Genomic DNA, 26,000 nt, shown 5'->3' on the forward strand with positions numbered 1-26,000 from the left:
TTTTACTTAATAGAGTTAAATTTTTGACCTTTGTTATACAAATTTTAACTACGTCGACCCATCGATGGACCTCTTAGGCCTTCTCATGGACCTTTTTGACGAAGTTTTAGACTATAGACTTCCAATTTTGAGACGAATAGGTCCAAATTTCGATAGATTGCCTTAAAAATTCAACATCAAGAGCTGAAATTTCAACTCTTGATGTTAAAAATTGGACTCTCTGAGTTAAACAGAAGGTCTTTTTGACCCATCGGAACGTCTTTTGGGTTAAATAAGGATATCTAAAAGTTATTATGTATTGAATTATCCGAATAGTGGATATTTCATTATAATATTATATAATCTGCCAACGTCTAATTCCGTATTTTTACCAATCATACAAAAATACAGATGAAACCAAAATATACCTATCCTTTTACAGCTATCCCCGATCAGGAAGATTTAAAATTATGTTTGTTACTCAACTTGGTAGATCCAAGTATCGGAGGGGTGCTGGCAACAGGAGACAAAGGTACTGCCAAAACTACTATGGTACGAGGATTGAGTCAATTGATGGGAGAAGATTTTCCATTTGTTAATTTACCTATTGGTGCTACTGAAGATCGGGTATTAGGAAGCATTAACCTGGAGGCATTGATTAATCAGAAAACTACGATTGTAGATAAAGGACTATTAGCACAGGCACACCAGGGGTTTTTGTATATCGATGAGGTCAATCTTCTGAATGATTATCTAATGGATGTATTATTAGATGCTTCGGCAACAGGAGGGTATCATTTGGAGCGTGAAGGAGTCTCTCAATGGATGGATAGTCGTTTTTGTCTTGTAGGTACAATGAATCCCGAAGAAGGAGCCTTACGACCGCAGTTATTAGATCGATTTGGATTAAGTGTTACCATACAAACTCCCAAAGAAATAGAGACACGTACCAAAATTGCAATGCAACGCATTAGTTTTGATAGTGATCCGATAGCATTTTATAATCAGTTTCAAGAAGAAGAACAGGCGATTAAGCATCAGGTTATTTTGGCGAAAAAGAAACTTAATGCTGTAGCTATTCCAGAATTAGTGCAAGAACAGTGTGCTGCATTAACCATAGCGAATCAGGTAGAAGGAATGCGTGCAGATATCTTACTTTTGAAAACAGCGAGAGCGTATGCAGCATTTTATAATGAAAAACTGGTAACTACAGAAATGGTAGATACCATAGCACCTTTTGTATTGCAGCATCGTACAAAAGAATATACACCTCCCTCAGATCAGAATAAAGAAAACACTTCTGATACAGAAAATCATACTCCCAAGGAAGAAACTGCACCTCAAAATGAGCAAAATAATACAGCATTTCAATTGCCAAAAGCTGTACAACAAGGGTTGAAATTTTCGGCTTCAAGGGCAACCAAAAAACAGGAAATCCTTTTGGATTCTCAACAGAAATTACATTCGGTAGCATATCCGGCAGAACGACAACAAGAAATATCAGTACTACGATCTGTAAAACAATATCTAAAGACCGGGAAATTTGCAACAGTATATAAACAAGCAACACAGAAAGCTACAGCCCGCATTATATTCCTGGTAGATACCAGTGCATCTATGGCCCTAGATCAGCAAATGGCATACTTAAAAGGAATCATAGAGAAAACAATTACGTCATATCCTTTACAAAAAATCCAGTATGCTATCGTTGGTTTGCAGGATACTACAGCCAAAATTATCCAAGAATTTACGTCTAACACTCAAGAAATTTCGAACATAAATCACCAATTAAGAACAGGAGGAAAAACGAATTTGGGAGCCGCTTTTTTTAAAGTATATGAATTGTTGAGATCTGTAAATACTCAAACGGTACAATTGTTTGTTTTTACAGATGGAAAAATAAATGCAGGAGCAGAAAATCCGTTTCAATATGCGGTTTCTATCTACAAAAAATATCTGGCAAGGATTCAAAAAACTACTGTTATTGATACTGAAACAGGGTTTGTACGATTAGGCAAAGCAAGACAATTAGCAGAACAACTAAAACTAAAGTATACTACAGTTTCTGGTTTTTAATGATGTAAATAATTATGTATATAAAAATATACAATTATAAAAAAGAATATCCTTCGACAAGCTCGATATGACATTAAATCAATAAAACCATACAAATATAGATAACATAATTTATAACCTATTTTCTAATAGCAAAGCGATCTAATATCTAACTTCTAAAAGCGAAACGATCTAAACAGAACCATATGTCTAAAGCATTTTTAATAGCTGCTCCGTGGAGTAATTCAGGAAAAACAACACTTACCCTAGGAATGTCTCGCTGGTATAGTAACCAGGGAAATATTGTGCAAACTTTTAAATGCGGACCCGATTATATTGATACAATCCATCACAGTACTGCCGCCCGAAGACCAGCTGTAAATTTAGATACTGTGATGATGTCAGAGGAGCATGTAAAAACCGTTTTCGAGCGTTATAGCACATCTGCCGATATTAGTATTATAGAAGGAGTGATGGGATTGTTTGATGGTGCAGTAAAAGACCAGGGGAGCTCGGCAGCGATAGCTAAATTGTTAGATATTCCGGTAATTCTGGTGGTTAATGCCAGTGCTATGGCATATACGATTGCTCCAATCTTACACGGGTTAAAAACGTTTGACCCCGAGGTTAAGATCGCTGGTGTTATTTTTAATTTTGTAAAAACAGAATCACATTATGCTTTCCTTAAAGAAGCATGCGACACTGTTGGGGTTCAATCATTAGGGTATATTCCGCCCAATGAAGAGATTGCAATTCCCTCACGTCATTTAGGATTACATATCGATGATACTTTTGAAAATAGTATCGAAAAAGCAGCTTCACATATTGCGACTCATATATCATTACCAACACTTTTAGAATGCACAAAAGTAATTCCTAAAATAGATAAGGAAGCACCAGCTATTATAACTTCTAAAAAAAAGTATAAGATAGCGATAGCCAAAGATGAGGCGTTTACATTTACCTATCTCGAAAATCTAAAATGGTTAGAAGCTATTGGAGAGCTTGTATATTTTAGCCCTATTCATGATCAGGAACTCCCTGAAGCAGATATGATCTATCTGGCTGGAGGATATCCCGAATTATATCTGGAAGCGTTATCTAATAATGTACTAATGAAAGGTCGGTTAAAAGCAGCAGCTGATCATGGAACAAAAATTCTGGCAGAATGTGGGGGGATGATGTACCTAGGAAATACCATTATTGATGAAGAAGGTAAGGAATATGATATGGTAGGAATATTTCCGTTTAGTACCTCTATGCAAAACAAAAAATTATCTTTAGGATATCGAAAAGTAGTGTACAACGAATTAGAAATTTGGGGGCATGAATTTCATTATTCCAAAATGTTAAACGATGATAATATACCCGTCGTGGGTCAAGTGTTCTCGGCAAGAGAAAAAGAAGTTACCTCAAAAATATATCAACATAAAAACGTATATGCCAGCTACATTCATTTGTATTGGGCAGCGTTAGAAGAAGCTGTAGACTTATGCATTTAATCGCAACCATACCCGGAGGGTGGAACCCTAATGACGATGGTATTTTTTATATTGATCAGCAACCAGGAGATATTGTATTTCTGAGTGCCGGAGATACCGAAATTCATACTTTAAATGAGGCGTACAAGGAACTATATAAAGCTGAAGGTGACAAATTGCCTAGTCTGCGAATGACCAACCTGGTATATCTCAAACAAGAATTAACCATAGATACCTACCTTGAAGAAGTATTGAGTAAGGCCAAAATTATTGTTTGTAGTATGCTGGGAGGAATCAGCTATTATAAATATTTAGTTGAGTCTTTGGTGGATTTACACGAACAAACAGGGAATATCATATTATTTTTACCAGCTCACGAACCTGATTTTGAATTGATGCAATTGTCATCGGTCGATATACAAATTGTACATCAATGCCGGCAATATTTGCAGGAAGGAGGAAAAGAAAATGCGATTGGATTCATGAACTATTTGCGAACTCATTTCTTTGATACTAAACTTCCCATTACTCCGGCTATCTCTATTTCAGATGCATTTTTATATACCAAGGCGTTAGGAATGACAACTCAAGAGGCTTTAGAAAATGCTATAGATACTTCTAAACCCAATGTGGCATTATTAGGATATCGTACCCATTTCTTGTCTGATAATATGGAGCCGTTGCATGCGATGAGTACAGCGCTTCAGGAACGAGGAATGAATGCTTTTGTGGTTTTCGCAAGTAACCTGCGAGATCCTAAATTATTAGATCAGGTACAAGCACTAATGACTCATGAAGGGAAGCGTGCAGTGCATACTATTATCAATACTACAGGATTTACGATTAAGCCCATGGATGGTTCAGCGTTTATTTTCGAAAAACTTCGAATCCCTGTTTTGCAAGCCATATTTTCTACGGCTAATAAACAAGTATGGGAAGAAGGACTCTTTGGTTTACCACCTACAGATATTGCGATGAATATTGCCTTGCCCGAAATTGATGGGCGAATTATTGGTCGTGCCGTTTCGTTTAAAAAAGAAATTAGTAAAGATGCACTTACCGATAGTTCTATTTTAAAGTATGAAGCTTATATTCCTGCCTGTGATTTTATGGCGGAATTAGCTCAGCGATGGGCAGCATTACAGTATAAAAAGAATATTGATAAAAAGGTAGCAGTCATTTTACCAAATTACCCCAATAAGGATAGTCGGCTTGCAAACGGAGTAGGTCTCGATACTCCCGAAAGCTGTATTGTTTTATTAGATACGCTTAAAGCAGAAGGATATGATGTAGGAGAGCAACTACCAAAAAGTGGTACAGAGCTAATGCATTGGATCACACAGGTCACCACAAATGATGTTACCACCGCGATGACCAGGCCACATGCATTGGTTTTTGATCGAGCAGATTTTGATATATGTTTTTCTGCATTGTCTTCAACACTACGAAATAAAATAATAACACAATGGGGCAAACCAGAAGATGATCCGTATTATACTGGTGATGGGTTTATAATATCTGGGTTTTTGTTGGGAAATATCTTTGTAAGCATTCAACCATCTCGAGGATACAATCAGGATCCACAGGCAATCTATCATTCTCCCGATTTGCCACCTACCTATCAATATCTTGCCTATTATTTTTGGTTACAACAAAACTATCAGGCAGATGCCGTGATCCATTTAGGAAAACACGGAAACCTGGAATGGTTACCCGGAAAAAGTGTTTCACTAGACCCCGAAACCTGTTTCCCGGCAGCTGTATTTGGGGCATTACCGCATTTTTATCCGTTTATTATTAATGACCCGGGAGAAGGAACACAGGCAAAACGACGCAATCAAGCCGTGATCATAGATCATTTAATTCCGCCGATGACTCGAGCAGAAAGCTACGGTAGTCTAATGAAATTAGAACATTTGGTAGACGAATATTATGAAGCCTCTACCTTAGATCCCAAACGATCACGAGTATTAGAAAAGGAAATAGCTGACCTGGTTACCCAAACCAAACTCAATGTAGATTTGGGAATTGCCTCAGACGATGTAGATGAGTTATTAGTCAAATTAGATGGGTATTTGTGTGAATTAAAAGAAGCACAGATTAGAGACGGCCTTCATATTTTTGGAAAAGCTCCTGTAGATGAACAACTCATTGATTTGTTAATTGCCTTGCATCGCGTACCGGGATATCATCAGCAAGGAATCACACAAGCACTGGCCAAAGATTTGGGAATTACCAAAAATATTCTTGAGGTTGCCTATACAGAATCTATGGAGTTGACTATTGAAGATGTTTTTTGTAAAACAGCAGGACACGTGATTCAACAATTAGAAAGTATTGCAAAAAGACAACTGATAACATATATTGAAAACGATGTTGTAACCGAAGAATATCCTGTATTAAACCAGATGTTACAGTACATTAAAATCACTACTTTGGTTGCGGTACAACAGACTACTGATGAACTACAGTATTTATTAGGTGGCCTTAATGGATGTTATGTTCCTTCGGGACCATCGGGAGCACCAACACGCGGTCGATTAGATTTGTTGCCTACAGGAAGGAATTTTTATTCTGTTGATGTACGTACCATCCCAACCGAAACAGCCTATCGCCTGGGAGAGAAAAGTGCGCAACTCATTATTGATCGATATTTGCAGGAAAACGGGGATTATCCCGAAACTATAGGAATTTCGGTATGGGGAACATCAACCATGCGTACAGGAGGGGATGATATTGCACAAGCTTTTGCATTAATGGGAGTACGCCCGTTATGGAAAAATGCCAATCGAAGAGTTACTGATTTTGAAGTAATCCCATTATTAAAGCTAGGAAGACCCAGAGTAGATGTTACATTACGGATTTCAGGGTTTTTTAGAGATGCATTTCCCGATGTGATCAATCTGTTTAATGCAGTGGTTACACGTTTAGCGAATCTGGATGAATCTATAGAAGATAATCCCATCAGAAAACGGTTTCTAGCAGAACAATCACAATGGCAGGAGCAAGGGCTACCGCAAGAAGAAGCTTCGCAACGTGCTTTATATCGTGTATTTGGCTCTAAGCCAGGAGCATACGGAGCAGGGCTGCAAGCCGTAATCGATGAGAAAAACTGGCAAACCCAGGAAGATCTTGCCAAAGTATATATCAATTGGAGTGGATATGCCTACGGTAACTCTAAAAAAGGAGTTTCGGCACATGAATCGTTTCAGTATCGATTGCAAGCGATGCAGATCGTAATGCAAAACCAGGATAACAGAGAACATGATATTTTGGATAGTGATGATTATTATCAGTTTCATGGGGGATTGGCCAATGCCGTAAAGACCGTAAAAGGTAATGAAGCTGAAATCTATTTTGGAGATCATTCCAGACCAGAAACACCTAAAGTAAAAACATTAAAAGAAGAATTACTAAAAGTATACCGATCACGAGTAATCAATCCCAAATGGATTGCGGGAGTACAACGGCATGGATATAAAGGAGCATTCGAAATGGCAGCCACCTTAGATTATCTGTTTGCCTATGATGCCACGACAAATCTGATCGATGATTTTATGTACGAAGGAATTACAGAAAGCTATTTGTTAACTCCTGAGAATAAAGAATTTATTACCCAAAATAATCCCTGGGCACTAAAAGACATGAGTGAACGCTTGTTGGAAGCCATACAACGGGGAATGTGGACCAATCCATCTGATGAGGTTAAAAAACAATTAGAAGAACTGTATATGGAAGGTGAAGGATTGGTAGAGTAGTAGGATAGGCCATGTGATAAGTTACCAGATTAAAAATAGTTGATTAAGTAAAAACCGGTAGATTTGTATATACATATAGTATATAAAGGACATATATCCTTTATATCATTGTTGTAGAATGTTAAACCATAAATTATGGATTCAAAAGAGTCTCAAAACAAAATCCCTGATTTTGACAAGCCCAATTGGGGAGATAAATCATTCGATTATTTTAAGTGGTTTAAATTTCACCATTTAAAAACATTGGAAAAATATCACAACTTAATTAATAAACAGTATAAAAAACTCCCCTTAGGTAAAGGCTATAAATCAGAAGACATTAAACTGTTACTTAATTATCTCGATGAGTTAATCAAACTTTATGATTGGCTACCGGATACTAGTGGTGGAAAAGACTCAATGGATAAGTTAATTGAATATCGTAATGAATTTGAAGAATTGTACCTAAATCATAGTGTGGATGATGCCAGTTATTGGTTAGCTCAAGAAATTAACCTTAAAGTATTTACAATATATAATTATATGAACGCCATTTGTGAAGAAGAATAAGCCCTATATTAGAAAAACAACATTCTATAACAGAACATAAAAAAGCATTAAAATGACTTTTTATTTAAGCTGTTATACATAAGTTTGAACAACCAAGATGATAGATTAAAATTTTCAATGATAGCAATACTAACTTTTTTAAAACAAAAAATTAATTTTTCGAATTTTTGGGTCAAAACAGGTTTAATACTTATAATACTATCCATTGTAGCTAATCACCTTACAGAGCCAGAAAACTTTCCTCTCCATAAATCCTATACATTCCCCTGGCTTCCTATAATTGTTTCAATTCTTCTTGGAGGTATCACTCTAATTATTGCATATTTCAATTTTAACTACTTTAAAAGAAAGTATTTCGTTGAAAAAATTACTGTGCGGATACTTGTGCGTTTTCTATTTACCACCTTGGGATATATTTCGATTATCTATATCCTCTTTTACTTTACTTTAAATGGATTAATAAATGGAATCAACTCGTATAACCTGTATCATCTTCTAACAGGATATTCTATTTCTATGCTATCAATCGTAGTACTCATTATTCTTTTGTTCGCAACGGATGTATATAAACTTCATAAGTTTACATCTATAAAAGGAAAACTTAAAGTTGAACACGCTGGCAAAATCACATTGATAGGTTATGATGAAATCGCATTTTTTTATAGCGAAAATAAAATAGTATATATCATAAAAACTGATGGCTCTTCAATGATTACAGATTTCACTTTAAATGAAGTCGAACCTGAAATAAGTGAACAAAGCTTTTTCAGAGCAAATAGACAAACAATTCTTCATGCTCGTTCTATTGAACAAGTACAATCCATAGAAAATGGAAAATTACTAGTACTACTCAAACCTACATTGCCTGACAAAAATGCTTTTCAAATAACCATTAGCAGATATAAAAAACAAGCATTTATGAACTGGTTTGAAAATAAGATGTAAGTCTGGCTGATTATTCAGCTGTTATTTCGCTACCATTCAGTAAAAATAGATGGTTTTCCCCCATTCTTCTTGCTTTATCGTTGTTACTTCGTTAAAAATTTAAAAACGATAAAACATGAACATAACCTTTTTAAAAACAAAATTAACTTTTATAATCACCATAACTCTTTGCTGCTTATTATACCTATCAGGATATTTTCAAATGATTATAGGGGCAATATTAATGATAATAGCCAGTGCTGTAGAATACAGAAAAGACCTTTTTCGTTCCTTAGGGTTTCAGCGTAAAAGATTTAATGTAAAAAATTTACTAATAATAGCGCCAATTTATGGCGCCGTAATTTTCTTATTCTATTCCTACGTCATGCTTCCGAGTGTTACTTATATTACAGGGCAACCCATTGACTTTTCTGTGTTCAAACCCTATGTTGGTAACTTACCAAAAACACTAAATTTACTTGTTCTTATTTGGATATCTGCAGCATTTGCCGAAGAAATTGTTTTTAGAGGCTATTTAATGCGACAGTTTACCAAATTTTTTGGCTCAAGTAACATAAGTCTTGTTATTAACATTTTACTCTTAGGGCTTCTTTTTGGTTTTACACACGCCTATCAAGGCATTAGCGGACAGATCTTGTCAGGTTTAACAGGTATGATACTTGCTGTTATTTTTCATCTACGCAAGAGCGATTTATGGTTCAACATCGCTGTTCATGGTTTTATTGATACCGTTTTTTTGATTTTCCTATATAATGGATGGCTGTAAAAATCTAATATATAAAAAGCTTATGTATAACATTGTATAAGAAAATATAGAACTACTAAGCTTAATCGAATGACTAATATCCTTTTGCAAAATTGTCAAATATAAATTTAGCATCTATACGAAATGATAAGAATAGAATATTTATATTTGGTTTAGTGCCAACCTGAAACATATTGCTTATCAACTGCCCTACGTTTCTTATATGGTACGTTATGTGTCACCTAAGAAAACAAACAGTTAATGAACTATCAAACTTTTCAGCCTCATCCAGATTTAGAATCACTAATTAGTTGTTATTGGACTTTAGAAGTTCCTGCAACAGAGGATACGCAGAGACAACGAATAATTCCTGATGGCACTATCGAAATGGCATTTATACTTGGGGATGATATAAAACGATATACCACCGAAGATGATTTTATTATACAACCTCGTTCAATGGTGTTAGGGCAAATCATTGATCCTTTTTATATCGAACCAACAGGATATGTCAACACATTTGCGATCCGTTTTTATCCTTATGGTTTTGCCAATTTTGTAACTGCACCAATTAGAACATTGGCAAACAAGGAAACGCCGATTGAAATGTTATTTGAAGAAAAAACTGCCAAAAAATTAGAGCAAGACATTATTCAAGCAACAGATACAAAACAAAGAATAGAGATCATCGAGTTTTTTCTTTTGAATAAACTGAGTGAGCAGGTCACTGTAGACGCTATTGTTAAAACAACTATAGATACCCTCTTATCAACAAAGGGGAGTACATCTATACGTGATATTCTTAAAAAAGATGTTTCCAAAAGAAGGCAACTAGAAAGAATGTTCGTAAAGCAGATAGGGATCAGCCCAAAACAGTTAGGTAAAGTAATTCGATTACAAGGTGCCCTAAAAATGTTACTTAACGAAGAAGGGGAAAGCCTTACTAACATTGCTTATAAAAGTGAATACTACGACCAGGCACATTTTATTAAAGATTTTAAGGAGTTTACAGGAATTAGCCCGAAAGAGTTTTTAGGAAATGAAAACATGACGCTTTCGTCTGTTTTCTACAAATAAATTAGATCTGTCGCATTTTTACAATTTCGTTTCTCATTTACAGTTTAACTTTGCCTCAATATTTTAATACATAACCATGAAGAGAATAATATGTAGTCTTTTTACAGCAATATTAATCTTGGGTTCTGCTGCTTGTAATAGGGCAGATACCCCTAAATTAGAGAAACAAAAGAGTGATTCAGTCATACAACAAAGTGCAAAAGAAATGAAAAATTATATTTCAATTTTTGAAATTCCGGCAACAGATATTTCACGGGCAATCGAATTTTATCAGGCGATTTTGGATATTAATATTGAGAAAATGGAGATGCCAGGAATGGAAATGGGTATATTTCCGTACGAAGAACAGGCGGTTACTGGAGTTATTGTGAAAGGAGAAGATTTTAAACCCTCTGCAGATGGTGTGACAATATATCTAAATGGTGGAGATAACCTTCAGGTAATCCTTGACAAGGTCGAGAAAAATGGAGGAAAAATCATTGTTCCCAAAACACCTCATGCCGATGAGAGTGGATATTTTGCAATGTTTATTGATTCTGAAGGAAACAAAATGGGATTACATTCTCCAAATTGATTGAAGAAAAAGCAAACGCAAAATAGATATAAAAACAAAAGTGATTCGAGTACAAACTCGGGTCGCTTTTTGTGTTTAAATAGGTATATTGCTACTTAAAAGGAAGTTTTTAAGACCGCTATCAAATACTGAAACAAAAACATCAAATTGAATATGCAAATAACATTAGAGTATTGGAATACTTTGGCTAACCAAACTATTCTGATAAGTTCTTTATTGAGCGGATTTTCTATTACGGTAGTTGCTAATCTGTTAGTTTCTGATAAGAAAGATAAACTAACCAATAAAATTTTAAAATCTGCAACCTTATCTGCTGGTTGTTTTCTTGTTACTGTATTTGCAATGATACAAATCTCAATGATAACTACACCAGGAGGATATATAAAGAATGTTGTTGCAAAAGACTTTTTAATTCCCAGAATAATTGGGATGCTGACTTTTATGATTGGACTCTTTTCTCTAACCGCTATGATTTCATTATCAGGATGGACTAAATCAAAAAAAATAGGGATATTTACAACTGCTGTAGGGATATTAACATTACTCCTAATTTTTATGACGATGATAAGAATAAGCTTTTAATTAAGGATATACGCCAAACTAAAAAAACACTGTAAAATTGAATGAACAACCGATCAAAGCAAAAAAAAGAATTGATGTATTAGATGTTTTCCGAGGGTTTGCGATTCTCGGAATTTTTGTGGTTAATATTGTGATAATGAATTCAACTTTTCTTAATCAAGATGAATTTGCAAAACAGTGGACTTCTAATATCGACCAAATTTCGAGTAAAATTCTACAACTATTTTTTTATACAAAATTCTTTCCCATCTTCTCTTTACTTTTTGGTTTAGGAATTTCGATGCAAGCTCTAAAAATGCTTGATAAAGACAAACTCTCGTTTTCATTCTTTGCGAGAAGAATGCTCATATTGTTCCTTTTAGGAGTTTTACATATCGTGTTTTTATGGTCGGGAGATGTTTTAAATCTATATGCGTTACTAGGACTTATAACCGTGTTTATGATAAAAAAGTCTAACAAATTAATTCTCACTTTATCTGTGATTTTTCTCTTCTTCCCTTTTTATGACCAGCTTTTTGAATATGTATTTGATCTTTTAAATTTTAAACCAGAAATTTATTTGAGCGATTATACAGGAGAAACGGTCAACCAAATCATAAAACATGGAACTTACCTGGAAGGAATACAGTTGAGATTATTAGAATACCTCTCAAACATTCCTATGCTGTTTGGTTTTTTGGCACCGGTAGCTATTTCGATGTTTCTTCTTGGGCTTTATCTTGGTAAAAACAAAATTTATGATTCTTTAGATGTATTTATTCAACGAATAAAAAAACCAATGCTGCTTATGGTAGTTGTCACCAATATCTACAGAGTACTATTTTTATTTGTACTACCAGGCTATGCGATTTATTCTACAGATACTTTTCGACCAGTATTTATAAAATTAATGGTGCTTTCAGACATAGCAATGGGGCTGTTTTATCTTTGGGGTATTGGTTGGTTTTGGTATAACACACGATATAAATTTATAGTATCGCCTTTAAAATATGCTGGCAGAATGGCGCTTACAAATTATATCATGCAAAGCTTTATAGGTTTGATCTTATTTTCATCAATAGGATTTAGGCTTTACGAGACGTTAAGCCCTTCAGAAACATTATTAACAGCGATTGTAGTTTTTGTTTTTCAGGTATTATTGAGTAAAATTTGGTTAAAGCATTACCAATTTGGACCATTAGAGTGGGTTTGGAGGTGTTTAACATATAAAGAATTATTACCCATAAAAAGAAATACTACACCCAATAGAGGATAAAACATTGTGGGTAAGAGATTAGCCGAAGCTTCTCGTATATTTGTTGTATAACGAGATTTTAGAAAGAAAAAATATAATGCTTGTGTGTAATCAGACTCAATATCCATACGAAGTTGTGGATAGAGTTTGATCTCATTACAACTCGTCTTATAATGTTGTCCATCATAAAAAGCTTAGATATGAATAAATTATTTTATAGAATATTTCTTTTTTATACGATCATTAGTTGTAAAAGTGAAACGAAAAAACTGACTGATATTGATGGGAATCAATATTCGATAGCTAAGTACGGAGAAACTTTCTGGATGACCGAAAATCTTAAAGTTAGACGAGATATAAATGGAAACGATATAAACTATTTTTTTCCTGATAATGATTCTGGTAATGTTCAATTATATGGATTATTATATGATTTCGAAACTGCATGCAAGGTATGCCCCCAAGGGTGGAGATTACCAAATAATGCGGATTGGGAACAACTATTTAATTTCTCAAAAGATAATGTAGCTGGCAATTACAAAGATAAACAGTTTTGGGAGGGAGAAATAAATTCAAACAATAGTGGGTTTTCTATAAGGCCTTCGGGAATAGGAAATAATAAAGAACATCCAAATAATTTTGGAGAAAACACATTGTTTTGGTCAGATTCTAAAGAAGAGGAACATTTTATTTGGACGTATATCTTAGAAAAAGGTAAGACTAAAATTAGAAAAGCTTCACAACATCCCACATATGCTTTTTCTATTCGATGTATAAAATAAATAGAGTAGTAAAACTCAGCATCATATGAATTTATATTTATCAAATTAGATGTTTAAGACACAGATTCTTATCTTTTAGTTTAAACTCTTTTTTCTACTATACGGCTTATATAGTTGCTGATAAAAAGAAACAATCCATCATAAAATTTATTTTTTTTCAAAAAAAAGTATTGAAAAATGCAATAGATTAAAAAAGTATCGTCTTCTTAATCGAAGGTCCTTCATAAAAGGTTTTAATGAGTTTGGAATCAGAAAACAGTAAAAAGCTTACCGATTTTTTTGGAAGAGAATATGAATCTCTCAAAAGGTATGTGAAAACTAAAATAAGTGACACAGCCAATCGTGATGCAGAAGATATCATCCAGGATGTCGCTCTAAAATTATTTTCGGGAGCAGATCGATATGCTCCTATAAATAATGTAGCTGGTTTCGTTTACAGATCGATAAAAAACAAAATCATTGATGTAATGCGAACTACAAAAAAAACGAATTCGGTAGATGCCGATGAGGATTTAGTAGAGTTAGCAGAGGTATTACACCAATCAAACGACAATTACACTTCTGATCAGATGATAGTAGTGTTAAAAAAGTGTATCGAACAGTTAAAACCAGCATATAAAGATATTATTATTGCTGTAGACTTTGAAGGGTATACATATAGAGAAATTTCAACTAAAACAGGAATTTCTATAGGAACATTAATGTCTAGAAGACATAGAGCCATTGGAGTATTATATAAAAAAATAGAAGTAGAAATTAATAAAAATAAAAATATATCATGACAAATTTTTTCACTCATAAATTTAGAAAAAAGTCACCAGTAGAGATTGTAGGAATAATCATTTTTGGTGCTATCGCAATAACAGGATTAGCTATTTTATTTGGCTTTGTCATAATGTGGCTATGGAATTGGCTTATGCCCGAGATTTTTGGGCTAACAACGCTTACCTATTGGCAAGCCGTTGGAATATTTATATTATCCAAAATATTTCTTGGCGGTTGTGGTAGTGGTAGCAGTAAAAAATCATCAAAAGATTCAAACGATCACTGTAAAAAAGATTCGAAGACTGATTTCTCAAAATGGAAATACTATGATAAGTTTTGGAAAGAAGAAGGTGATGAATACTACAAGCAATATATCGAACGACAATCAACTCAAGTGCAAGAAGACACTTCAAAACCAGATTCAGAATAACAATATATTTTAATATGGAATTACTAATATTTCGAACAGATATTAAATCAAAGAAAAAAGTTAAATCCTTAAAACCAGTGCTTAACAATCATTCAGATATTATTGATTGGTCGATTGATCTAGAAGATATAGACAATGTACTTAGAATTGAAGCTACCACAAATTTATCAGAGGGTGATGTTATTGATCTGGTAGAAATACAAGGGTTTTATATCAAAACATTATCAGATTAAAACCCTCGGGAGAAGGCCTGCTATAACAATCTAAAATTGAGTTTTAAAAGGTGAAAACGATACTACTTAAGATTGTATTTCTAGCTTATAACCTATACCATGAATATTTGTTAATTTAATCGCCTGGTCGTCTTTTAATTTTTTGCGAAGTTTAGAAATGTACGTATCCAGGCTTCTCCCTACGATTACACCATTGTCTTCCCATACTTTTTTAATTAATTCGTCTCGTTTGACAATTTGGTTGGGATGCGCAACAAAAATCTCTAGTAGTTCACATTCTTTTTTTGAAAGGCTAATTTCGATAGTTTGTTTAATTAATTTATGTTGCTTAGGATAAAACTGAAAACTACCGATGGGTATGTAGCTAACATCATTTTCTTTGGTATCTCGAAGTCGTTTTCGCCTATATAGAACCAGTAAAAGCAGCACAAATACAATAAAAAGTGCACTATAAATTAATGTCTGATTAGTAAAACTATCTGATGCAGTTTCGGTAAATCGAACTTCAATAGTATAGCAGTTTTTTGGTAAAAATCTTCCACCACAAGGAACAATATCTCTTGCAACGTCATTTCTTATTAAGTAACTATACGGAACTTCTTTATTAATACATCGCAAGACTTCAACACGATATTGTTCTGGCAATCCTGCTTTTCGAAAACTTTCTTTCACAATAGAAACCAAATCAGCAGGGTCGAAAGAAAGTGTATTTTCAAAAGAAAGTCGATACTTAAACTCTTCTAGTTTAACTACTGGCAAAACCAAAGAAGTACTATCCTGATTGATCAATAGTAATTGGTTACCAACATCTCGTAATGCAATTTTTACTATTTCTGAAAATTCCTCTGTTTGTTCCTCTGTGTCCGAAAAACTTAAAATGAGAAAAATAATTCCCACCAGAACTCCTAATGTATATATCTTTTTGTTCTCCATTGGTTACAAATAACATACAATCTTACGAGATTTTACAGGGGTTGACACTTCTTTGACATTTTTTTGACACTTTTAATCATAGTTCGATTTAGTTTTACTAAAAATAATACAAGAAGAATCATAAGAAAAGCACCTGTACAAATCATTAAAAAATGAACAAATTTATCATCATATTCATAGCATTATCAAGTATTGGTTGTGTTAAAAACAATCAGGAGGATACTAGAACAACAAAAGTAACTCAAACAGATACAGCCATAAGGACAACTATTGGCAAAATAGATACCTCTTATGCGTTAGCATTAAAAATGGATACCACAGATAAAGATGAGCAGCGTCTTATTGTTTCTATAGATTTATATGACAAATCCTATTTTGTATCTCCACATTCTAATGGTAATTTCCTGGGGCGTTTTAACCTTTCTTTAGACGAAACTAAGCATCTTACTATTAGAGATTCGATTATAGAATTTCCGAAGTCGTTAGAAACATATGATCCCTGGAGTGACGGTTGGGTAAACTTTGTAAAACGAAACACTACCTATACCCAAAAACTTATCATTGACTCGAAAAAAGATTTTGAAGTAACTGGTTTGATTCAATTTGTAATTGAACCACGTTGTACCATGGAAAAAGTACAATTCGTTATTTCACAACGTTCTGGAGTACTATCTGTAGAAAAACGACAAAGATCAACTCACTTTGGGATCTTTTCGGATATAATATGTGATGTGTTTAATGTAGGAAAGAAAAAATGAAGTTTACGAGAGGATGTAAAAACTAATATTCAATTAGATTCACAACAGAAGTCTATATATGTTTTGAGGACAAAAGTGGTTTTGAGTCAATATAGAACTATCTTATTTATTCAAAAAATCAGTACATTGTTATCAGAAAACTATAGTAAAGGTATGGGTAATACCTTTACTACTATATTACGTTGTGTTTAATTAATTGGATATGAAAAAAACTATTTGGATTGTATTGATATTATGTATGAGTATCAATTTTACTTTGATAGGTCAGAAAAGTATAAAACCAGATACACTTTTTACAACCGATCATTTTACATTTCATAATAACAAATGGATGAACCTTCATCATTTCTTTTATGAACAAGCAAGTCATGGTCAAAAAAAACATTTAAAAGACGATGGAGTTAACTTTATTAATACAAACGATAGCTTAGCCGTAGAGCAATTAGATAATAATGCCAAAGAGATATTCTTATCTAGCGTTTCTTTTTATAAGAAAAATGTTATAAATCAACCTCTTTTAATAAAATCAGGACGAATATTAAAATGGCTTCAGCAGCAACCATATAACAAAATAGCAGATACTACTTACTCAAGCTCATTTACAAACGTATTAAATACTCTAGAACCCATATACAGCAAATATTTTTGGGAAAGACATAAAACACAGAACCAGTTATTATTGGATAGATTTAAGAATACGATATCTGCAAATGAAAAATATGTGATCAAAAAACTAGAAAACCTTTCCGGGAACCAATGGTCAAAGGTTGTACGTGTCGATATAACTGCTTATGGTAATTGGGCAAGTGCGTATTCTCCTGCTTCTGATAATATTGTCGTTTCGTCTATGGATTCGTTAATGCATTCGACCTTGTTTGTAGAATTTGTATTTCATGAAAGCTCTCATCTGCTATTTGATAGATCCTCACTATTTAGAAAATCGTTATTTCAAATATCTAAAGAAACCAATATTAAATATCCAAGAAATTTGTGGCATGCTGCCATGTTTTATTTGAGTGGTCTGGCGACAAAAGAAGCCTTAGGGAATAGTAATATAGAACACGACCTCATCATGGATAAAAAGAAAGTATTTGAGAGTTATTATAAAAATGAAGATTTTAGAAATATTTTAAAAACCTATTATAATTCTAAAATAGACATCAAAGAATGTTCTACTAAGTTATTAGAATTAAAGATTTCCTGAAATTAAAGAAAAAACCATAGTATCTTTCTCTAACTTTTAATACTACCTGGCAACTTAAGTCAAAATCTATAATAAAATGTCTAATGTATTAGTTGTAATTTTAGGAATTGGATCTATTCAAAGTATTTTATTCGCGATACTCATTGTATTGAAAAAGAAAAGAAAACTATCAGATCTGATTTTGATGACTTGGTTTTTAGTGTTTGCTGTCCATTTATTATTAGGGATAGAAAGCTCATACCTAACTCATACAACCGGGATATTAATAGCAACAATTAGCTTTTTGCACGGCCCCTTTTTTCTGTTGTATACCAGATCCTTATTTAATCAATACATTGCTAAGATCAATCTTTTACATTTTTTACCATTTGTAGTTTTTACTTTTTTCAGTTTTTTTATTAGGCCAGAATCAGGATTATTATGGGAAATAATAATTCTAATAGCAAAATTGATTTCTCTAACTTTTTATCCGTTGTACATATTATATTCTTATTATAAAACAGATAAATTTTTGAAGACTCATAAGGCTGATAGCAGTATGCTTGAGCTTTCCTGGATTAAGATTATTGCAATTTTGTTTCTTATAAGTATAGGAATTAGCCTTATAAGGTTAACAATCGAACTTTTGGTAGGAGTAGCGTATTTCGAAATTTGGGATGTGTTACGGTATGTTATTCTTGTAACTGTGATCGGATTTTATGGGTTGAAATATGGTATGGTATATCGACCAGAAGTACCTTTTGATGCCACAACTGATAAAAAGAAGTATAAACATAGTCCACTCAAAGACGATGAGATAATTATGTTTATAGGTGCTATTAATCGTTTTTTTGAAGAAAATAAAACATATCTGTATCCCGATTTTTCGTTAGCTGTTTTGTCAGAATCTGTACATATTCCTAAGCATCATCTTTCACAAATCATAAATTCTGAAATGAATACTACTTTTTATGATTTGGTCAATACCAAAAGAATAGCATATGCCATACAAAGGATAAAAGAAGGAGATAAATTAAATTTAACTTTAGAAGGCATAGGCTATGAGTGCGGATTTAACTCTAAATCGGCTTTCTTTCATCATTTCAAAAAACATACGGGTAAAACTCCAGGACAATTCAAAAAAGAAATAAGTACTGATTAATTAAGAAGTTCTATTCTTCTCTTACTTGCCCCCATATTTGTATTCTAACATAAGATGAATTACATGAATAAAAGAGATTTTATTAAAACTTTGGGGATAGCCTCAACTGCTACTTTTTTAAGCCCAATAACTGCTTCGGGGTTTAAAATATTTGGTGATATTAATAAAAAAGTACTTATCCTGGGAGGTAGAGGATTTTTAGGGCCTACTATTGTAGAAACCTTTTTAGCCTCAGGTTATGAAGTGACATTATTAAACAGAGGAAAAACCAATCCCGAACTTTTTAAATATATACCTGTTATCATTTGTGACCGGGAGAAAGAAAATAAGGAAGGCCTTAAAAATATTGATAAAAAACATAAAGAAACCTATTGGGATATTGTTGTCGATACATGGCAAAAGTCTCCAAAAGCGGTTTCAGATTTTCTTGAAGAGTTTAAAGGGCAATTTGGGCATTATCACTACATATCTACTATATCGGTTTATGACAAATGGGATAAAAAGTTTATTGAAGAATCAGAACCTTTAAACCCTTTACCAAAATTTCCAAAAGCAATAAGCGAAGATTTTAGATATGCCATAAGAAAAACATTCGCCGAAGAAGCCATTAGAGAGCGGATAGATAATTTTACGATATATAGGTCTCATGGAATGAAAAGTTTTAGAGTTACTCGTCCAGGTGACCCAAATGCAGAACCTTTCTGGCCGATTAGATTTTATAGAGGAGGAGAAATACTTTTGCCAAATGTTCATAATCATCACATGCAGGTTACAGATGTAAAAAGTTTGGCAAACTTTATCGTTCATTGTTCAGCATCAAAAATATATGGAGCCTTCAATGTCGCTTCTAATCCAACTCCTTTTAAAGATTACGTATCCAGTCTTATTCATGCTACAGATATGCCAAAAAAACTGCATTGGATTGATGGAGATTTTCTTATACAAAATGGCATCCTTCCCTATAAAATAATGCCTTTATGGAGATCAAAACCTGTTGGAGCATACTATTTTAATGTTCAGAAAGCTATCCATGCTGGATTAGTTAATCGTCCTATGGTCGAAATGATATCTGATCAACTAGAAGGATACAAAAGCAGATATCCCAATAACGATATTGTCTTTGGAGAGATTGTTCAAGGAAAGCAGATGAAATATTATGCTTCTACAAAAGAAAAGGAAGTTATAAAAAAGTGGTTATCCAGACCAAAATAAACTTTCTGAAGACATAGATAATTCATTTACGAAAAGTGTATGTATTAAGAAACCTCATAGGTTTTAAAAACCTGTGAGGTTTGTATAGTAAATACCAGAAGTAGTTAAAATATATGATTAAAATTATGCCTGTACGAGGTACTTGGCAAAAATGAAGATGTATTCTTTTTACACCATTTTTCTTAATGCATATCAAACTTATTTAAACTATTAGTGTAATTTTAAAAAACGCAAAATATAGTTTTAAAAAATGAATAGAGTAGACCGGTTGATGAGCATGTTATGGACATTGCAATCCAAAAAATTTGTTTCTGCAGAGGTTTTTGCAGAAAAATATGGGCTTAGTTTACGAACAGTGTATAGAGATATCAAAGCCTTAAATGAAGTGGGAATTCCTGTTTATTTTGAACCTGGCAAAGGATATTGTATCATGAAAGGCTATTTTTTACCACCTCTTTTGTTTACCATCGAAGAAGCAAATTCTCTTCTTTTATTGCAAACACTTGCTTATAAATTTGCAGACAAATCAATTACGAAAAACTCGGATACTGCTCTCGAGAAAATAAAAGCTGTTTTGAAATATCAGGACTGGGAAAAACTCGAAAAATTTTCTTCAAAAGTTGAGGTTTATCTGCCTTCTGATTCTAATAATGAGAATCATTATTTATCAGCAATTCAGAATGCTATTGTTGATAAGAATATTCTCAATATACATTATACCGATAACAATAATAATCAAACTCAAAGAGCAATAGAGCCTATAGGGATTATTTTTTATAACAATCAATGGCATCTTATCGCCTGGTGTTCTCTTAGAGAAGAATATCGCGACTTTATCGTAAGTAAAATCGATAGGTTAGTTCGTACTTCAGAGGTTTTTAAAAAAGAACATTCATATACTATTCAGGAGTATATGAAAATTTTTTAAACTTCACTTTTTTGACTGACATAATGTTGTCACCCTCCTCATTTATTTTTGTGCCAGATAAACAATAAAAGCATGAAATAATATGAAAAACAATCATGATTCTGAAATTCCGGAAGTAAATTTTGACATTCATAATGAGTTAATAATTACGCCTACTTCGACATCTTCTAAACATGATTTCGATTTCTTTGAAGGAAAATTTAAACTTCGTAATAAAAAGCTGAAATCAATACTTAATCATTGTGAAGAATGGACAGAATTCGAATCTACTCAGGAAATGTATAAAGTATTGAACGGTTTGGGTAATATCGACAACTTTCTTGCAATAAGAGACGGGCAACCATTTGAAGGAATGACAGTACGGCTTTTTGATCCCGAAACACGATTATGGAGTATGTACTGGGCAGATTCTAATCGAGGAAAATTTGATCCCCCGGTAGTTGGATCTTTTGAAAATGATATAGGTTATTTTTTCACCAAAGATACTTTTGAAGATAAGCCTATTGTTGTCGTTTTTCGATGGGATGTAAGAGATAAGAATAATCCGGTTTGGAGTCAGGCATTCTCTGATGATAATGGAGAGACCTGGGAATGGAATTGGTATATGTATATGACAAAAATCAAGTAAAACCATAAACGAGCACACTTGTAATACCCCCTTGTCAACAAGGGGGTACCCCATAATCGATATGGGGTTGAGCCCAGCCAAAAGTAGTTCGAAGCATTAATTTAATACTTCACGCTGATCCTTTATGGCTTCGAAGCGATAAATTAATGCTTCGAAGCCGTATAATAAGGTGTAAAAGCGATCATTTAAGGGATGTTTGTGATGTTTTTAGGGGTGACGACCCAAAAAAAAGTAGTTCGAATTACCTTTTTAATCCTTCGAACTACTTTGGTAACCCTTCGAGGTACCTTGTGAGCTGCTTAGAGATAGTTCTTTGATGACTGTAGATAGTATTTTAATGCATACAATTACCTTATATTATCATTGGGAGCACTTTGATGAGGTATAGGCCGACCTATGCAAGGCTTCCTTAGATAAAAACTGCAACATTATTTTGTTTTTAACAGTCTTAATTATAAACCTGTGAGTTTGTCTTATCTATATGGGCGAGCAGTAAAATCTAAATCCCTAACACTTTCTTGATTTTGCTACTCAATGAATTTTTTACTTCACCTGGTTTTTCATCTTCTTCAAAAAGAATACCTTTTACGTTAAGATGGTGTCCAACTTGTTCTTTACCATAATCCTGTTCGAACCCTATTACTTGCTTTCGATATTTACAAAGTTGGCAATTCATATGAGCAGTACCACTTTTAGCTTCTTCAAGGCGTTCATCAAAAGCTTTCATCAATAATTCATCGGTACCAAAAGGATCTGTATAGATATATTCTAGGGTAGAAGACGTATTCATATCAGTAACATGACCATAAATACGTTCTAGTAACACTCCTGTAAAAAAGAAAAAAGGAATAACGATAGTTCGTTTAAACCCTAATTTTTCGATCATTTGTAGGGATTCATCAACTTTAGGATAAGCAGTTCCGCTATACGCGGTGGTCGCAAATCCAAATCCCATTCCTTCCCAAAGCATACTGGTTAGTTTACATACATCACTATTAGCGTCGGGGTCTGTAGTGCCTCTACCCACAACTACCAAACAGGTTTCTTTTCGATCTAATTTAGATAAGGTTGCCTCTGTCTCTTCAATTCGCTTTACAGCAAGATCTAACAAAAAGGAATTAACACCGATATGCTTTCCCATAGCAATGGCGAGATCTTCATGATAACTTTGAATGGTATTCAATTCGTAAGGGATATCGTTTTTGGCATGAGATCCTGCGAATAAAATAACAGGAAGCGCATATATCTTTCGGATTCCGTTAAGATACATACGTTCTACAGCAGCCTCATATGTAGGATGATTAAATTCTAAAAAACCATAATCTACTTCATAGTCATTCTTATAACGATCTTTAAGAATGGCTACTAATCGTTTAAAAGAAGTGATGGCAGCTTCTCTACGGCTTCCGTGTCCACAAAGTAATATTCCTTCTTTCATCTATTCTTTTTTTAGTTGTCAGATATAATTCGCCATTGAACATCTCGGTTGGTATCAACTCAATTGTTATGGCTCATTTCATTGTTTTTGTTTATATCTACAGTTATCAATATTGTTTTATGAGTAAAAAATGCTCTATGTCACATTGAGCTTGTCGAAATGTAATTGAAAGAGAAGACTTTATTGATCTTCGACAAGCTCAGACCGACAAACATTAATTTACTGAATTGGATGCGCTCCAATTAATAATACTACAGGCATTTGCAATGTACTATTTTTAATCTGTTCTTGTATACTCCCTAGCGTGCCAGTTATAATTTCCTGATTAGATCGCGATACATTAGAGGCTGCATTAACTGGGATGGTATCATCCTTGCACACTTCTAAAAGTTTAGGAATAATTCTATGCAGGCTTTTAAGCCCCATATATATCGAGATGGTATTTCCGGCTTTAAGCATATGTGCAATTCCTGTAAGTTGCTCAAAAGAATAATCTGCAGTATGTGCTGTGCATATCAGCATGGCATTAGACTTCTTCCTTTCGGTAATAGGGATATTAAAAATATTAGCAGCTGCCAGTGCTGCCGAAATACCCGGAATCACCTCAAAAGGAATATTTTTTTCTGTCAGATATCGCGCTTCTTCGGCTGCTCTTCCGTAAACATAGGGATCACCAGATTTAAGGCGAACTACTTTTTTGCCTTTCTGGTAATGGGCACAAAGTAATTCATTGATCTTTTGCTGGCGTTCTATCTGATCTGTAGTATCTCCAAATTTACGGCCTACATATATTTTTTCTCCAGTTGTATTAATCGCCAAAATAGCATCTGAAACGAGATTATCATGAAGGATGACATCTGCTTCTTTGATAAAACGAGATGCTTTTACTGTTAATAATTCTGGATCTCCGGGACCAGCACCTACTATGGCTACAATATTCATGATCAAATCAATTTTAAAGGATCAGGATGGATATAAGAATATCCTAAAAGTGTTTTGCTTTTGGTGTTAGAGATAATCTTATAAGCCTGCTTTTCTTGCTTGATAAAAGTAGGAGGGGTGAGTCCTATTTTTTGGGCAGCAAGTGTATAGTATTCTTTACGTATTGGGTGTTGGTCTGCACAACCATTTATAATTTCTCCCCAGGCTTCTTTTTCTATAACCGCATTAATTAATCCAATACAATCCTCTCTATGAATTACATTAATGGGAACATCTCCATTCTGAACTTCTTTTTTATTAGCAAGAAATCGACCAGGTAAACGATCATCACCAATAAGACCTGATAGCCTAATAATACTTACTCGATTTTCGAATTGTTCTTGCAATAATCGCTCTACAGCAGCAACAGCTTTTCCCGATTCTTTTTCTGGTTCAATATTTAATGTTTCAGTTACCTTTCCATTTGTATTTTGATATACCGAAGTAGAACTGATAAAGATTATTTTTTGAGTATCAGAAATAAAAGGAAGTATACTTTTTATTTGGTTTTGGTATATTTCTATAATATTAGGAATTCGTTTAGGAGGAAAATTAATAATAATAATTTCACTTCCTGATAGAAAATCCAAATATTCTTTTTCCAAAGATTCTCCAAGCGTAAAAAGATAAGGTGTAATGCCTTCGGTTTTTAGCTTCTCGATTTTACTTTCTGTGGTTGTAGATCCTTTTATTGTATCTCCCTTAGCAATTCGATCTATTGCCAATGGTAATCCTAACCATCCACAACCTAGTATGCTTATATGTTTAGACTTCTTCACTAATTCTAATGTCATTTGGTGACATCCCCAGATAAATAGTAAGGATATGCTCCCAGGTGGTTATATCCTCTTCTTTTATCCAAAATGTGACCAGGTGTTTTCCTTTTTTATTTTTTAAGCGTATTGCCTTGGTAAAGATAGTAGATTTTTTAAGCCAGATGACTTCTGCAACACTTACTTTACGATCGGCAATTTCTTCTGAAATGTCTTTCGGGATTCCGGCAATAGTTAATTGCAACTGAAGCTCGTCTCCGGTAATTTTTACCTCATAATCGTCAGTATAATCTACTTGGTGAGGTGATTTTACTTCAATCGTAGCGGTATCATATTGTTGCACCACAATTGGTTTTGGTTCTTGAAATAAGTACTTAAATAGAGGGTAAAGGTGTTGATCTGAAGCAAAAGACCGTGCTACTAAAGCTTCTCCCAGTTCTGGATCTATTTTATCTTTAAAAACAATGGGTGCTATAGTTTTCTCATTCTCTGTAGCTAATTCTGACCATCCTTCTTTATATAGTAAATATTCTTCGACAGGTTGATCTTCTTCTAAATGGGATTTTAGAATTGAAACAGCTTTATCGGGAGTTAAATTTTTATACCAATAGTTACCAGGTTGTGCAATCCAGGTAGGTGCATCTTCGCAACGACCATTACATCTTGTTTTTATTGTATGTGTCGTATCCCAAAACCCATTATTGCGAAGATATGCTCTGGCTTCTCGTATAGCAATTTCGCTATTTGCTTTTCGGCAGGACCCTCCATCACAAAATTGAAAGGTAGTATTTACTTTACTTATATTTTTTCCCATG

25 protein-coding genes are annotated in these 26,000 nt (G+C 33.7%); 20 read left to right on the plus strand and 5 right to left on the minus strand.

Features of this window, described 5'->3' with window-relative positions:
- The first annotated feature begins 390 nt into the window (after window positions 1-390).
- The 14 genes from ATO12_RS24900 (at window position 391) to ATO12_RS11910 (ending at window position 15,189) form a co-directional block, all read left to right on the plus strand.
- A complete protein-coding gene (locus ATO12_RS24900; RefSeq protein WP_051575785.1) occupies window positions 391-2,055 on the plus strand; it encodes a VWA domain-containing protein in 1,665 nt (554 codons plus the stop codon).
- A 185-nt stretch (window positions 2,056-2,240) separates the two neighbouring features.
- Window positions 2,241-3,536: a cobyrinate a,c-diamide synthase gene (locus tag ATO12_RS11850; protein WP_034242194.1), complete on the plus strand. Its 1,296-nt coding sequence runs from the start codon at window positions 2,241-2,243 to the stop codon at window positions 3,534-3,536.
- A complete protein-coding gene (cobN, locus tag ATO12_RS11855) occupies window positions 3,527-7,273 on the plus strand; it encodes a cobaltochelatase subunit CobN (protein ID WP_034242195.1) in 3,747 nt (1,248 codons plus the stop codon). The genes ATO12_RS11850 and cobN overlap by 10 nt, the downstream gene beginning before the upstream one ends.
- A 135-nt stretch (window positions 7,274-7,408) precedes the next feature.
- Window positions 7,409-7,822 carry a hypothetical protein gene (locus ATO12_RS11860; RefSeq protein ID WP_034242197.1) on the plus strand — a complete coding sequence of 138 codons (414 nt, stop codon included), beginning with the start codon at window positions 7,409-7,411 and terminating at the stop codon, window positions 7,820-7,822.
- 117 nt (window positions 7,823-7,939) lie between these two features.
- The gene (locus ATO12_RS11865; RefSeq protein ID WP_034242198.1) at window positions 7,940-8,767 is read left to right on the plus strand and encodes a LytR/AlgR family response regulator transcription factor; all 828 of its coding nucleotides are present in this window, start codon (window positions 7,940-7,942) and stop codon (window positions 8,765-8,767) included.
- Window positions 8,768-8,882: 115 nt separating this feature from the next.
- Entirely contained in the window at window positions 8,883-9,533 is a 651-nt protein-coding gene (locus ATO12_RS11870; RefSeq protein ID WP_034242199.1) for a CPBP family intramembrane glutamic endopeptidase, read from the plus strand.
- 240 nt (window positions 9,534-9,773) lie between these two features.
- Complete coding sequence (locus ATO12_RS11875) at window positions 9,774-10,589, plus strand: AraC family transcriptional regulator (RefSeq protein ID WP_034242200.1); 816 nt, start codon at window positions 9,774-9,776, stop codon at window positions 10,587-10,589.
- Window positions 10,590-10,665: 76 nt separating this feature from the next.
- A complete protein-coding gene (locus ATO12_RS11880) occupies window positions 10,666-11,163 on the plus strand; it encodes a VOC family protein (RefSeq protein WP_034242201.1) in 498 nt (165 codons plus the stop codon).
- Window positions 11,164-11,316: 153 nt separating this feature from the next.
- Window positions 11,317-11,745 (plus strand): hypothetical protein, encoded by a 429-nt coding sequence (locus ATO12_RS11885; RefSeq protein ID WP_034242202.1) that lies wholly within the window; start codon window positions 11,317-11,319, stop codon window positions 11,743-11,745.
- A gap of 136 nt (window positions 11,746-11,881) precedes the next feature.
- Window positions 11,882-13,000 (plus strand): DUF418 domain-containing protein, encoded by a 1,119-nt coding sequence (locus tag ATO12_RS11890; RefSeq protein ID WP_240486127.1) that lies wholly within the window; start codon window positions 11,882-11,884, stop codon window positions 12,998-13,000.
- 179 nt (window positions 13,001-13,179) lie between these two features.
- The gene (locus ATO12_RS11895) at window positions 13,180-13,761 is read left to right on the plus strand and encodes a fibrobacter succinogenes major paralogous domain-containing protein (RefSeq protein ID WP_034242205.1); all 582 of its coding nucleotides are present in this window, start codon (window positions 13,180-13,182) and stop codon (window positions 13,759-13,761) included.
- Window positions 13,762-13,997: 236 nt separating this feature from the next.
- A complete protein-coding gene (locus ATO12_RS11900; RefSeq protein WP_034242206.1) occupies window positions 13,998-14,543 on the plus strand; it encodes an RNA polymerase sigma factor in 546 nt (181 codons plus the stop codon).
- The gene (locus ATO12_RS24905) at window positions 14,540-14,956 is read left to right on the plus strand and encodes a hypothetical protein (protein WP_051575787.1); all 417 of its coding nucleotides are present in this window, start codon (window positions 14,540-14,542) and stop codon (window positions 14,954-14,956) included. The genes ATO12_RS11900 and ATO12_RS24905 overlap by 4 nt, the downstream gene beginning before the upstream one ends.
- Before the next feature lie 14 nt (window positions 14,957-14,970).
- Entirely contained in the window at window positions 14,971-15,189 is a 219-nt protein-coding gene (locus tag ATO12_RS11910) for a hypothetical protein (protein ID WP_034242207.1), read from the plus strand.
- A gap of 66 nt (window positions 15,190-15,255) precedes the next feature.
- On the opposite strand, the gene ATO12_RS11915 is transcribed toward ATO12_RS11910, so the two are convergent.
- The gene (locus ATO12_RS11915; RefSeq protein ID WP_034242209.1) at window positions 15,256-16,122 is read right to left on the minus strand and encodes a winged helix-turn-helix domain-containing protein; all 867 of its coding nucleotides are present in this window, start codon (window positions 16,120-16,122) and stop codon (window positions 15,256-15,258) included.
- 152 nt (window positions 16,123-16,274) lie between these two features.
- Between ATO12_RS11915 and ATO12_RS11920 the strand changes: the two genes are divergently transcribed.
- The 6 genes from ATO12_RS11920 to ATO12_RS25325 all read left to right on the plus strand — a co-directional run bounded on the left by ATO12_RS11920 (window position 16,275) and on the right by ATO12_RS25325 (window position 21,993).
- Window positions 16,275-16,880, plus strand: coding sequence for a hypothetical protein (locus ATO12_RS11920; protein ID WP_034242213.1), 606 nt, complete (start codon window positions 16,275-16,277; stop codon window positions 16,878-16,880).
- 202 nt (window positions 16,881-17,082) lie between these two features.
- Window positions 17,083-18,084 carry a hypothetical protein gene (locus ATO12_RS11925; RefSeq protein ID WP_034242215.1) on the plus strand — a complete coding sequence of 334 codons (1,002 nt, stop codon included), beginning with the start codon at window positions 17,083-17,085 and terminating at the stop codon, window positions 18,082-18,084.
- 76 nt (window positions 18,085-18,160) lie between these two features.
- Window positions 18,161-19,225, plus strand: a complete 1,065-nt coding sequence (locus ATO12_RS11930; RefSeq protein WP_034242217.1) for a helix-turn-helix domain-containing protein — start codon at window positions 18,161-18,163, stop codon at window positions 19,223-19,225.
- A gap of 63 nt (window positions 19,226-19,288) precedes the next feature.
- The gene (locus ATO12_RS24910) at window positions 19,289-20,437 is read left to right on the plus strand and encodes an NAD-dependent epimerase/dehydratase family protein (protein ID WP_051575788.1); all 1,149 of its coding nucleotides are present in this window, start codon (window positions 19,289-19,291) and stop codon (window positions 20,435-20,437) included.
- Window positions 20,438-20,687: 250 nt separating this feature from the next.
- Window positions 20,688-21,365 (plus strand): helix-turn-helix transcriptional regulator, encoded by a 678-nt coding sequence (locus ATO12_RS11940; RefSeq protein ID WP_034242219.1) that lies wholly within the window; start codon window positions 20,688-20,690, stop codon window positions 21,363-21,365.
- Window positions 21,366-21,447: 82 nt separating this feature from the next.
- Window positions 21,448-21,993 (plus strand): hypothetical protein, encoded by a 546-nt coding sequence (locus tag ATO12_RS25325; RefSeq protein ID WP_081802051.1) that lies wholly within the window; start codon window positions 21,448-21,450, stop codon window positions 21,991-21,993.
- Between the two features lie 499 nt (window positions 21,994-22,492).
- Here ATO12_RS25325 and ATO12_RS11950 read toward each other — a convergent pair whose 3' ends face one another.
- The 4 genes from ATO12_RS11950 to ATO12_RS24915 form a co-directional block, all read right to left on the minus strand.
- The gene (locus tag ATO12_RS11950) at window positions 22,493-23,431 is read right to left on the minus strand and encodes a sirohydrochlorin chelatase (protein ID WP_034242221.1); all 939 of its coding nucleotides are present in this window, start codon (window positions 23,429-23,431) and stop codon (window positions 22,493-22,495) included.
- A gap of 219 nt (window positions 23,432-23,650) precedes the next feature.
- A complete protein-coding gene (cobA, locus tag ATO12_RS11955; RefSeq protein WP_034242223.1) occupies window positions 23,651-24,373 on the minus strand; it encodes a uroporphyrinogen-III C-methyltransferase in 723 nt (240 codons plus the stop codon).
- A 2-nt stretch (window positions 24,374-24,375) separates the two neighbouring features.
- On the minus strand, window positions 24,376-25,206 hold the full coding sequence (locus tag ATO12_RS11960; protein ID WP_034242225.1) for a Rossmann-fold NAD(P)-binding domain-containing protein: 831 nt from the start codon (window positions 25,204-25,206) through the stop codon (window positions 24,376-24,378).
- On the minus strand, window positions 25,178-25,999 hold the full coding sequence (locus tag ATO12_RS24915; protein ID WP_051575790.1) for a (2Fe-2S) ferredoxin domain-containing protein: 822 nt from the start codon (window positions 25,997-25,999) through the stop codon (window positions 25,178-25,180). The genes ATO12_RS11960 and ATO12_RS24915 overlap by 29 nt, the downstream gene beginning before the upstream one ends.
- Window position 26,000 lies beyond the last annotated feature (1 nt).

Source organism: Aquimarina atlantica, from assembly GCF_000626715.1.
Taxonomy (GTDB): domain Bacteria; phylum Bacteroidota; class Bacteroidia; order Flavobacteriales; family Flavobacteriaceae; genus Aquimarina; species Aquimarina atlantica.